10 protein-coding genes are annotated in these 12,328 nt (G+C 49.4%); 7 read left to right on the forward strand and 3 right to left on the reverse strand.

Translation table 11 applies throughout. The features are described 5' to 3' along the window. Positions 1-39: 39 nt before the first annotated feature. The 3 genes from C5O19_RS07475 to C5O19_RS07485 form a co-directional block, all read right to left on the reverse strand. Positions 40-744 (reverse strand): hypothetical protein, encoded by a 705-nt coding sequence (locus C5O19_RS07475; RefSeq protein WP_133163321.1) that lies wholly within the window; start codon positions 742-744, stop codon positions 40-42. A gap of 237 nt (positions 745-981) precedes the next feature. Then, the gene (locus C5O19_RS07480; protein ID WP_243406344.1) at positions 982-2,169 is read right to left on the reverse strand and encodes an AGE family epimerase/isomerase; all 1,188 of its coding nucleotides are present in this window, start codon (positions 2,167-2,169) and stop codon (positions 982-984) included. 215 nt (positions 2,170-2,384) lie between these two features. After that, entirely contained in the window at positions 2,385-3,575 is a 1,191-nt protein-coding gene (locus C5O19_RS07485; RefSeq protein ID WP_104710994.1) for a molybdopterin molybdotransferase MoeA, read from the reverse strand. A gap of 199 nt (positions 3,576-3,774) precedes the next feature. On the opposite strand from C5O19_RS07485, the gene C5O19_RS07490 reads away from it, so the two are divergent. From C5O19_RS07490 to C5O19_RS07520, 7 genes are all read left to right on the forward strand, one after another. Next, positions 3,775-5,988 (forward strand): S9 family peptidase, encoded by a 2,214-nt coding sequence (locus tag C5O19_RS07490; RefSeq protein ID WP_104710996.1) that lies wholly within the window; start codon positions 3,775-3,777, stop codon positions 5,986-5,988. Between the two features lie 84 nt (positions 5,989-6,072). Next, on the forward strand, positions 6,073-6,543 hold the full coding sequence (gene moaC / locus C5O19_RS07495; RefSeq protein WP_102200465.1) for a cyclic pyranopterin monophosphate synthase MoaC: 471 nt from the start codon (positions 6,073-6,075) through the stop codon (positions 6,541-6,543). A gap of 9 nt (positions 6,544-6,552) precedes the next feature. After that, the gene (locus C5O19_RS07500; RefSeq protein WP_104710998.1) at positions 6,553-7,158 is read left to right on the forward strand and encodes an NTP transferase domain-containing protein; all 606 of its coding nucleotides are present in this window, start codon (positions 6,553-6,555) and stop codon (positions 7,156-7,158) included. Positions 7,159-7,182: 24 nt separating this feature from the next. Beyond that, complete coding sequence (locus C5O19_RS07505) at positions 7,183-8,331, forward strand: mechanosensitive ion channel family protein (RefSeq protein WP_104711000.1); 1,149 nt, start codon at positions 7,183-7,185, stop codon at positions 8,329-8,331. Between the two features lie 225 nt (positions 8,332-8,556). Beyond that, the gene (gene rho / locus C5O19_RS07510) at positions 8,557-10,422 is read left to right on the forward strand and encodes a transcription termination factor Rho (RefSeq protein ID WP_104711002.1); all 1,866 of its coding nucleotides are present in this window, start codon (positions 8,557-8,559) and stop codon (positions 10,420-10,422) included. Positions 10,423-10,716: 294 nt separating this feature from the next. After that, a complete protein-coding gene (locus C5O19_RS07515; RefSeq protein WP_104711004.1) occupies positions 10,717-11,727 on the forward strand; it encodes an OmpA family protein in 1,011 nt (336 codons plus the stop codon). A 48-nt stretch (positions 11,728-11,775) separates the two neighbouring features. Then, complete coding sequence (locus C5O19_RS07520; protein ID WP_104711006.1) at positions 11,776-12,315, forward strand: helix-hairpin-helix domain-containing protein; 540 nt, start codon at positions 11,776-11,778, stop codon at positions 12,313-12,315. The last annotated feature ends 13 nt before the right edge of the window (positions 12,316-12,328 follow it).

Raw genomic sequence — 12,328 nt, forward strand, 5'->3', positions numbered from 1 at the left:
TTTCGTAATAGAGCAGATAGGAAGCGTTGAAAACCAATATTATTGAGCCGGTGTAAAGCGAACCTGAATGATACTGTAGTATAGCGTCGTCAGGCCTTCGTAGCCCGAATCCGTACCGACGACGAGAAATAACTCACCTTTGGCGTTGGATGTAGCCTGAAATGATTTTGTGTTACTCCGCTGAATAAGCTTGTAAACGGGATCGGTTGACTTAGTAGCAATATCTCCCAGAATAATCATGTCTTTTCCTTCGTTGGCCTGATTCCCTTTATCCAGGTTGAAGACATACTGGGTTCCTTCGAGCTTCGTAACGGGTTCAGTACCCGTTGCTCCGGCTTTCAGATAGACCGAATGGGCGGGAGAACCACCCACGCCTACACTGCCTTCGGCAGCATTGGAAGCCAGTTCAACGAAGAACTCCACGTTGTACTTTGTGTTGGGAGCAAAGTTGGAAACGCGTTGGTAAATGTACATGAACATATCGTCGCTACGGTTGTACGCCGAAAGCATAAAACCCGATTTGGTAGTGTCCAGGGGAGCCGGTAATTTCCGGGAACCCGACCGCATTTGAATGGAACTGGTGTCAGTTTGCGTGGAGTATTCGGCAAAACCCGCCTTCCATTCCTGGCCGACGCCCTTCGTAAAATCCGTCGACATTAATAAAAAAGGAGTTGAACTCTCTTTGCTGCAACTCATGATTCCGGCGGCCAAGAACCACACGCATAGCCATTTCGTCAGTTTCATGGAATAGTCGTTAGTTAAAATAAATACGTAATCTCGCACTGATGCAGTGGCAGACGGTAAGGTCTGAAAAAGCTTTCTACGTTTGATGACCCGGTTTTAAAAGGCCGGGTTGGAAAAGGACTGAAAATATCGGGAGCAGAAAAGAAGGGCAAGTTTATTATTAAAAGGTAAATGGCTGTAAGTCAGAGTTATTTAACAACGAATGGAGTTTTTGATTTTTTTTAAAAACTTCATTTGTTACTTGGGCTGGATCCGATGCATAATTTCGTAACACGCCCGACTGTTGTGATAGGGGCACTTCCAGGCGTTGATTTTATCGGCTTTCAACGAAGGATGATGAGCGGCATCGGTTTTCTCGTACCATTCGCCGTTTTTCGTATCGAGTAAGTACGTTTTGATGAACTCCCAGCTTTTGCGGGCTTTTTCGAGAAAATGTTGCTTGCCCGACAACTGATAAGCGTTGTAATAACCCACCAGTTGCTCGCTCAGTACCCACCAGCTCCGGTCTTCGTTTCTATGCCCGGTTTCAGGATTGTATTCGTAGGTGAGGGCTCCGTCGGGGTTGAGACCTTCCAGCGTTACCGTCGCCATTTTTAAACTCAACTCTTTCGTCTTGGCCAGTAAGGCTTTGTCGTTCAGTACTTCAGCGGTTTCGTAGAGTAGCCAGGAAGCTTCAATATCATGCCCGTAGGATACTTCCGAAGAGCGTACCTGCCAGTCTTCCGTAAAGAACAATCGCATGTGGTACGTTGTAGGGTCGATGATGTGCTGCATGAAATCATGTTCTAGCATCGAACGGACGTGTTTTTGTACACTCGCATCGGGCCAGATCCGATACAGATTCGTGAAGGGCTCGATCAGATGCAAATGCGTATTCATGGACTTGCGGAGTTCGCCTTTACTTAAAATGTACTCGTCCGTATTGGACCAATCCTGATGGAACGCCTCAATGAATCCACCGTTTTTAGGATCGTACGCCCGCTCAACCAGCGTACGAAATAATTGCTGAGCGGCTGTTAAGGCCTCGACCTGTTTCGTAGCCCGGTAGTACTCACTCAGACCGTACAAGGCGAAACCCTGTCCGTACAGCTGCTTGGTAGTGACACGCGGCGTACCGTCGGCTTGGACCGACCAGTAAACCCCGCCGTGTTTCGCGTCCATAAAGTATTGCTGAATATACGCGAAGGCCCGATCGGCCAAAGTACGATAAGCTGGATTTTTGGTAACCCGGTACGCATTCGAAAAAGACCAGAGAATCCGGGCGTTGAGTACAATGCTTTTATCCGCCGCCGGATCGGGTCGATTCTGAGCATCCACCCGCCCGTAAAAGCCGCCCCGGGGATCGACGTCGTGCGTTTCCCAATACTGAAAGATTCGCCGAAACTCTTGTTGAACTTCCTGAAGCATAGCGGGTAGCGTGAACATAGGTTTAGCGATTTTGAAACAGTACTTTCTTTCTCGGGTCAAGCAGAGGAATAGCAGAACGGTTCAGGTATCGGCGGGAATAGTTTATCTTTCCCAGATCTGACGTATAGTGTTAATTGTTCAGGAAAATAGGCCTGCCAACGTGTTCCTGCTTCAATGAAATCGGGACGTAGTAGCGGAGCGGAATACGAATCGAATCAATTCAAGCGGAGGTTTTACCGAAACGCCAGATACGGGAATACTTCATTCGCCTGAAACTCCGAGCGATCGGCGGGTAGTTCCAGAAACCCCGTACAATCCAGCAAATTCGCGAAATCGCCGGAACCGGAGCCTTTGAGCGGTTGGGCCATGAGTCGGCCATCTTCAGCAAAACTAGCGGCTACGGGTACGAAGTACGTGAGATTAGGTTTAAATACGAGATTTTCCGCCAGTACGGCTTTGGCAGGAACTGCTGATTCGTGGACGAGATAGGGGCGAACGTACCGTAAAAAGCAAACAAACGTCGATACGGGATTCCCGGGCAGGGCAAAGACTACATGCTGCGTACCCCGCGTGCCAAACCACAGCGGTTTTCCCGGTCGCTGGGCTACCTGATGAAAATGCTTTTGTACGCCCAGTTTTTCCAGCGTAGCGGGGATGAAATCTTTTTTACCCGCCGACACACCCCCCGTTAGAATCAGGATCTCAAAACGATTCATAATATCCTGAATGTTCGTCTCCAGGGATTCTGGAAGGTCGGGTAGGTGAAACAATTGGCTCGAAAACCCGATTTGTTGCAAAGCCGCCGCCAGCTGGTAACCGCTTGACCGGCGAATCTGGTGGGGCAGGGGCGTCTGGTTGACTTCCACTAATTCATCTCCCGTCGAAATCAGAGCCACTTTGGGGCGTTTTTCAACCAGTACCTGCGTTTTTCCCACGGAAGCCAGGATTCCGATTTCGGATGATCCCAGGCGTGTACCCGTCGGAATGAGCACTTCACCCGTTATACGGTCACTGCCTTGGATGTGAATATTCTGTCCGGGCGTAACCAGATTTTGCAGGGCCGCGAAGCGTTTATCTCCGTAATTAGAAAAAACAAGATCTTCGTAACGAACCACCGTATTGGTTCCTTCGGGCAATACCGCCCCGGTCATCACTTCGATAGCCGAAGCCCGGGAGATGAGGTGTTTGGCCGCCTCGCCCGCGTATTGCGTGGCTTCAATCCGGAATAAACCCTCCTGAATGGGAGCTTCCAGATATAAAGCAATACCATCCATAGTTACCCGGTCAAAAGGCGGGAAATCACGGTCGGCCGTAATGGCTTCTGCCAGCACGCGTCCGCCGGCTTCGTGGAGCCAGACCGATTCAGTACCCCAGTGAATCGTCTGGGAAAAAACAGTAGTAAAAGCTTCGTGTACGGAAAGCATAAGAGCAGCAGCGAACAAATGAAACTCAAAGATGGGAGAGGATGTCTATTCAATCAATGCTTCGGTCGGCGAATGCTTTGTAAATATTAATTTTCTTGGTTCTCTTTGTGGAATTGTGATCGTCGGAAAACCGCTCTGACCCCAGCTGATAAGGATAACGTTGAGAACCGGTTCCAGTCACACATGCAAAACCAAGTTTATGAGAAAACAGTCCTTCCTAATCCCCCTGATCATTTTACTGGTTTCGGTGGTATCGCTGGCTCAGCCCAGTACCGAGCCGTATGGCCCCCAGGCCCTGACCATCCTGGATGCCCGCAAGTTTCACTGGTCGCCCGATGGAAATGCGTACTGGCAGTTTCAAAGTGGCGAGCTCGTACAGGTTGACGTAAAAACGGGTACGAAAACGACGCTTATTAAAAAAGAGCAGCTCATTCCGCAGGGTGCTACGCAGCCCATTCGCGTACTGGCGTTTGATTACCTGCCTACCCTCAAAAAAGCCGTTCTCTATACCAATGCCAAACGCGTGTGGCGGTACCCGACCCGGGGTGATTATTACGTGCTGGATCTGGCCAGTAATTCCCTGAAAAAACTCGGAGCATCACGGCCTGAAAGCTCGCTGATGTTTGCCAAGCTTTCGCCCAATGGTACGCAGGCGGCCTACGTTTCCGGTCATAACCTGTACGTAGAAGACCTGAGTACGGGAACGGCCAAAGCCCTCACTACGGATGGTACGGATCGTTTGATTAATGGTACCTTCGATTGGGTGTACGAAGAAGAACTCGACTGCCGCGATGGCTTTCGCTGGTCGCCCGATGGCAAGTACATCGCGTTCTGGACGGTGGATGCCCGCAAGATCCGGAACTTCCTGATGATCAACAATACAGATTCAACGTACTCCTTTAACGTCCCCGTTGAATACCCGAAAGCAGGCGAGAAACCGTCTCCAACGTTTGTGAAAACGGTAGAAGTAGCTACGGGAAAAATTACACCAATTCAGATTCCCGGTGAGCCGGATAACAACCTGCTGCCCCGTATGGAATGGATTCCGGGAAGTCAGGAACTGCTCATTCAGCAATTGAACCGTCGTCAACAGGTTAGTACGCTCTACGTAGCCAATGGAACCACGGGAACGGCGAAGGCCATCAACACCGAAAAGGACGACGCCTGGGTAGACGTTCGTAGTAACTGGGCCGAAAGCGAAGTGACCAACTGGTACTGGCTGGCGGGTAACAAAGAATTCCTGTACCTGAGCGAAAAAGGTGGCTGGCGTCAATTGTACCGCGTTACAAAAGAGGGCAAGGAAACGCTCGTTTCAGCAGAACCATACGACATTATTAAAATCTATACGGTGGATGAGAAAAACGGTTGGGTATACTTTTCTGCTTCCCCCACCAACGCCACGCAGCAGTATCTGTACCGCCTGAAGCTCAATGGTAAAGGAAAAGCTGAACGCCTGACCCCGGCCACGTATGCGGGCACGAATGACTACGAAATTTCTCCCAACGGTTTGTGGGCTCAGCACGATTTCTCCTCGGCTAATACGCAGCCGACGCAGAGCTTCATCAGTCTGCCTTCGCACAAAGCCGCGGATGGCAAAAGTCTGCCGGAATTAAAACCCGGCCGGATGAAAGTCGAATTCTTCCAGGTAAAAACCTCCGAAGGAACCGTAATGGACGGCTGGATGGTGAAACCGACCAATTTTGATTCGACCAAACGGTATCCAGTGGTGTTTTATGTCTACGGCGAACCCGCTTCGGCCACGGTAACCGATCAGTTTGGCGTGGGTTACAACCGTCTGTTTCAGGGTAGTATGGCCGACAAAGGATACATCTACATTTCACTGGATAACCGGGGTACGCCCGCTCCGAAGGGTCGGGAGTGGCGGAAAGCCATTTACCGGAACAATGGCATTATCAACGCCAAAGATCAGGCCCTGGCTACGCAGGAAGTCATCAAATGGCCCTTTGTCGATAAAGACCGGATTGCCATCTGGGGATGGAGTGGGGGTGGGATGTCTACCCTGAACGCCTTGATGCAGTACCCGGACGTATATCAGACCGGTATCGCCATTGCGGCCATTTCGAACCTGCATTTGTACGATAACATTTACGAGGAACGCTACATGGGTATTCCGGCAGAAGCCGAGGCCGACTATCTGAAAGGTTCACCGATCAGTCACGTGAAAAATCTGAAGGGTAATCTGCTGTATATTCACGGTACGGGCGATGACAACGTTCATTACCAGAATGCGGAAGTATTGATCAACGAACTGATCAAAGCGGGTAAATTGTTCAGTCTGATGATTTATCCGAACCGGACGCACAGTATTTCCGAAGGTCAGGGAACGTCTCAACACTTGTCTAAAACCTATACGGACTTTTTGCTGAAAAACTGCCCTCCGGGTGCCCGATAATCCGTAAAAAAAGTACATTTGAACGCGTATCAGGGGAACAACTCCCGGATACGCGTTTTTTATTGACTTTTGAAAACACACCTTATGAGCTTCACTCATCTTGACGAACAGGCCAATCCAACCATGGTAGACGTGGGCGATAAAGCCGTAACGCGGCGTACGGCTACGGCCCGTAGTGTGGTGCGTCTGCCCGAGGCCGTACTGGCGGCCTTGCAGGATGGCGACATTCGTACCAAGAAAGGTCCCGTTTTCCATACGGCCATTATTGCCGGAACGATGGGGGCCAAGAAAACGTCAGAGCTGATTCCGTTCTGTCATCCACTGGGGCTCGATTCCTGTAAATTTCAGATCGAAGTCATTGAAGATCGGGTGCAGATTGACTGTACCTGTGCCCTGGAAGCGAAAACGGGCGTAGAAATGGAAGCACTCACCGGAGCCACCATTGCTGCTCTGACGGTGTATGACATGTGTAAGGCTCTGTCCCATGAGATCGTCATTGAGGAAACCCGTTTGCTGAAAAAAACCGGCGGCAAATCCGATTTTCAGGGAAAATAATACGCACCTATGGCTTTACTTCCCGATACCGAGGTGACGCCACCGCTCTGGGGACTGGTACTGGGCGGCGGACAAAGTACTCGTATGGGTACGGATAAAGCCTGGCTTCCGTACGGGAACCAGCCGCAATGGAAACGAGCTTATGAACTTCTGCAACGGTACTGCGAATGCGTATACGTATCCGTAAATCCGGAGCAGCAACGGCCAGCCGTTGAAAATTGTCAGATCGATTCGTACCAGCAAGGGCCCATGGGCGGATTACTTACGGCATTCGGAACCAATTCCTCCGTGGCCTGGTTGGTCTTAGCAGTGGATATGCCACTCGTTCAGCACGTTACACTGGAATCGTTAGTGCAAAATCGTAACTCCGCAAGTCTGGCAACCGCTTTTGCCGGGGCTGATGCGTTACCGGAACCCCTGGTAACGATTTACGAACCCAGGAGTTTTTCGCTGATTCGCTTATTATTTGAAAAAAATCATTTAAGCTTGCGGAAATTTTTAACAACTTCCGACGTTACACTTCTGTGTCCCCCGCAGCCCTCAGAGTTAATTAGCGTTGATACCCCCGAAGCCTACCGGTATTGGAAAGAGCAACTGGCGTCTTCGTCGTGCTAAGGCTTACAATCCCGTTCAGTTCGAATGGAACCGTTTCAGGAATTTTTAAATAAAGTACTTCCAGGTAATCACTGGTTCAATTTTTTTGGTTTTATTGGTACTCTGCTAGTCGGTACCTTACTGCGTCGCCCCATTGGACGTTTACTCAGCCAGGTACTTTTTGCCGTCGTTCGCAAAGTCTCCCGGGAAAACGAAGTAAGTGTACAGGAGTTTGTCGCACTATTACGCCGTCCGCTGGAATACGTTTTTTTACTGGTCATGGTGTATTTTGCTTTCGACCTGATCCGTATTCCCATCCACTGGGGTTTAGCTCACAAAACCGAGTTTGGCATTCGACTCATCCTTTACCGGATTTATAAAAGTTTGCTTATCCTGGCTCTGACGTGGGCTGTGATTCGTTTCGTTAAGTTTCTGGCTGTCGTATTCAAACGAAGGGCCGAACGGACCGAAACCAGAGTAGACGATCAGTTAGTACCTTTTCTGAAGGACATTCTGATTGTACTGGTGGTGGTAATTTCCGGATTAATCATCACAGGCAAGATTTTTAATATTGATGTTGCGACGCTGATTGCAGGGTTGGGTATTGGAGGTATCGCGGTCGCTCTGGCTGCCCGCGAAACGCTCGAAAACCTGATCGCTTCCTTTACCATCTTTGCCGATGGATCCTTTGTCGTTGGCGATTCCATTCAGATTAGCCAGACGATGGGCGACGTCGAAAAAATCGGGTTTCGCAGTACACGTATACGCACGGTAGACGGAAGTATGATGACTGTTCCCAATCGTTTGATTGTCTCTCAAATGTTGGAAAACCAGAGTCAGCGGGAGTTCAGACGAGCGAAATACACCATTCGTCTGGATTTAAAAACGTCTGCGGTGGCTTTAAAGCAAGTGATTGATCAGATTCAGGACGCTATTGATGCCCATGAATTTACCAAAAACAAGCCCGGAAGCGTTCGTTTCGATACCTTCGGCGATCAATCATTTGACGTGTTGATCATTTATCATGTAGAAACCAGTGATTTCCGGACCTTTAATCGCGTGAAGGAAGAGCTGAATTTTAAAATTATGCAGATTGTCGAAGCAAATGATGTTCGCTTTGCCAGCCCAATCAGCACTGTAAATCTTAAAAATGATTTTCAAACCCAGTCCGTCAGTGATAATTCGCTGTCCTAAAAAAGTTTACATAGAGATATTGACAAATTGCTGAAGAACATTTTACCTTTGCAATTCATTCACCCCAGCGACGCATCCCAGAAGCCGGAACCATCCTCTTCCCCGACAGTAGTAGCTTTTACCCTCCTGTGAATGAATTCGAAAGAACCCAACGCATTTATCAATTTCGCCTGACTATCCTGTTTCATTCTATTCCGGCACGGCCGTGATTGATACGTATTTTTCATGTATACATCAGAAGAGCTGAGTTTGCGGCTGCTGTCCGAATTGAGAGCAATCGCAAGGGAGTTGAGTATATCCAATCCAACCCAACTGTCCAAATCCGAACTCATTACCAAAATTTTAGAGCGGCAAACTTCCCAAGAGAAGCCCGCTAGTCCTACCCCTATGCCAGCAGCATCCGATAAACCACGGGCTCGTCGTACACGAAAAACGGCCCAAGAGCCCGCTGCACCTTCCGCTCCCGAAGCGGAATCTATAAGTTCAGAAGTACCAGAGGAAGTTCAAGAAAGCCCCGCTGCATTGATTCCTGCATCTCAACCCGAGCCTGCTCCGGTTGAAGTACTACCTACTACGACGGCCCAAACGGAATCCGAAAATCGCCACAAACGCACCCGTATTCGTCGGGGTGGTGTTTCCGAGGAGCTACCTGATACTATACCCACATCGGTTATGCCGGTGACAGAAGAGCAGGAGCAGGCATTTGAGCCCGTAGATGAAATGGAAATCCCCGCTGAATTGGCAAATGATTTCTCATTGGATGAAGCGTATCAGTCCACGATGGAAGTGATGCCTTCGGAAAGCGAATCGGCACCGGCAGCCAATCCGGTAAGCCCTGAATCAAACCGTCCCACTACTCGTGAGCCCCGTGAAGGTCGTACCGACGAAAGTGGTCAGCCTTTGCAGCCCAACCCGCGTTCGCAGCAATTGCAGCAGCAGGTGAAGCGAAACTATAACCAGCATATCCGGGAGTTTGATGGCCTGATTGAAAACGAAGGCGTACTCGAAATCATGTCCGATGGTGGATACGGCTTCCTGCGGTCGGCGGATTACAACTACCTGGCTTCCCCCGATGATATTTACGTGTCTCCTTCCCAAATCAAGCTGTTCGGCTTGAAAACGGGGGATACCGTACGCGGAGCCATTCGCCCGCCGAAAGAAGGAGAAAAATACTTTGCTTTGTTACGGGTTGAATCCGTAAATGGAAAAACAACGGAAGAAATTCGGGATCGGATTCCATTCGAATACCTGACGCCGCTGTTCCCGACGGAAAAACTGAACCTGTTTACTTCGGGCCGCGAAAATTCTACCCGTATTCTCGATTTGTTCGCTCCGATTGGAAAAGGACAACGGGGGATGATCGTTGCTCAGCCTAAAACGGGTAAAACGGTATTATTGAAAGAAATTGCCAACGCCATTGCCCGTAACCACCCGGAAGTGTTCCTAATAATTCTGCTGATTGACGAACGTCCCGAGGAGGTAACTGATATGCAGCGTAGTGTGAAAGCGGAAGTGATTTCTTCCACCTTCGACGAACAGGCGGACCGTCACGTGAAAGTATCCAGCATGGTCCTGGAAAAAGCCAAGCGGATGGTAGAATGCGGTCACGATGTCGTGATTCTGCTAGATTCCATTACGCGTCTGGCCCGTGCGTATAACACCGTGGTACCCTCTTCCGGTAAGATTCTCTCGGGTGGGGTAGATGCCAACGCCTTACACAAACCCAAACGCTTCTTCGGAGCAGCCCGTAACGTGGAAAACGGTGGTTCGCTGACGATCATCGCTACGGCCCTGATCGAAACCGGAAGCCGGATGGACGAAGTAATCTTTGAAGAATTCAAAGGTACGGGTAACATGGAACTCCAGCTGGATCGGAAACTGTCCAACCGCCGGATGTTCCCTGCCATTGACGTGCCGGCTTCGGGTACACGTCGCGAAGATCTGCTCATGGATCCCGAAACGCTTAAGCGTGTTTGGATTTTGCGGAAGTATATGTCCGACATGAACTCGGTGGAATCGATGGAGTTCCTGCTCGAAAAAATGAGAGGTACCCGTTCGAACGAAGAGTTCCTGTTGTCAATGAATCGCTAAGATTTGACCTTACGATAAGTGTATAAAAAAAGCCTCGCCTACGGGTGAGGCTTTTTTTATAACTTTTTCCGTTAAATACGGTTGCTTTTTAAGTGATCCTGCCAAACACTTGTGTAAAGTGGGGCAAGATTGGAATCGAAAGTAAATTTGCATTTATCATTCAATTCTTGTTGCTTTCGATTAGGCTTCTGTCTTTTTTCGCTGCTCCGAATCGTGAATGACTCCCACATCCTGAAGCTTAGTCTAAGAAAACAAGTTTATGTTTATCGGTACATTTATTAGCTAACCTTCTGTATGTCAATCGCCAAAACCCTGACATGGCTGGTACTCATCGGCTGGATAGCCGGAGGGACTTACTGGCACGTCTGTCAGATTAAACAATTGTGTGATGGAAACCCCAAACCTCTTACGAAAACGGAATCTTCGGAAGCCTTTATCAGTCCTGCCCTGGATATTCAGGATGGCTCTCATTTTCACGTTACTTCCGAGAACAACCTGAGTTTTGGCCGGTCAAACGGACGAGTCGTGACCGGAGCCGTCGAGCCCCAACTACAGGCTCTGGCCGGTTATCTGAAACAAAACCCCAAGAAGATTCTAACCGTTACCGGATTTTATTCCTCCATTGAGGAAAATAATACGTCTTTCCCGACCCTGGGACAGGCCCGGGCCGATGCCATCCGTCAGTATTTTGTGAAGGCTGGCGTCCCGCAGCCACAGGTGCGAATCGATGCCAAACAGTTGGATCTGGCCTTTAGTCCGGCCGATTCCATTTACGGAGCTGGGTTTGCCTTTGCAGGTGCCACTGAACTCCCGAATACGGTTGCTGAAACCAGCTTAGCCGAGCCCGCAGTATCTGAACCCGCTACACCTGAATCACCTGAACCTGCCCCCGTCTTACGAGCACCAAAAGGACAAACCGAAGAAGAACTAGCGGCTGCCGCTACGTATGAAGGGATTTTCAAACCCATGGATTTATATTTCCCGCTTAGTAGTAACCAATTTATTCGGACAAAAGACAACGATAAATTTTTTGAGGAAGCGAAGAAATACCTGAAACAGCATCCAGATAAACGCCTGACACTGATTGGTCATACCGACAGCGAAGGGCCCGACGATCATAACCTGCGTTTATCGAAAAGTAGGGCGGAAGCGGTAAAGAAACAATTCATCCGGAAAGGCATAAAAAGCGAACAGCTGGTAACCGATGGAAAAGGCGAAACGCAACCCATTGCCGATAACGCCCTGCCTGCGGGCAGAAAAGCCAACCGTCGGGTTACGATCGTTGTTCAGGAACAAAAAATGTAAGCACTAGCCATTTTGGCAGGTTGACTTATCCTTCAAATCACTGCAATTATGTATGAACATTTTAATCCCTTACAACTGGAAAGTGCGTGGCTTCAACACCTACTTTTTCTGCTGGGGGCGGGTATCCTGGGGTACCTGATTGGATTTCTGAAAAGTAAGAATACACTCCATCATCTCGAAGCGGAAATTCGCCAGATTGAGTTTGACCTGGATCAGTGTCATAAAGGTCTGTACGTACCCAAGCCGCCGGTTCGAACCGCCGGTCCGCTGCCCGAACCCATTGTGGCTCCACCCGCGGAAGAAGCCATACAGCCGCTCGCTGCCGTACCGCACGAAGAAGATGACCTCAAAAAAATTGAAGGAATTGGCCCGAAAATTGAAAAGCTTCTGCACGAAGCCGGCATCAAAACATTTGCTCAGCTAGCCGTAGCCGAACCCTCGCACGTCATGTCTATTCTGCGGGCGGCGGGTTCCCGGTTTCAGATTCAGGATCCCAATACCTGGCCCCGTCAGGCTCGCCTGGCTCAGGAAGGCAAGTGGGATGAACTTCGGGCCTGGCAACAGGAATTGCAAAAAGGAAAAGAATAAACAGAGCTTCATC

This window comes from Siphonobacter curvatus (assembly GCF_002943425.1).
Taxonomy (GTDB): domain Bacteria; phylum Bacteroidota; class Bacteroidia; order Cytophagales; family Spirosomataceae; genus Siphonobacter; species Siphonobacter curvatus.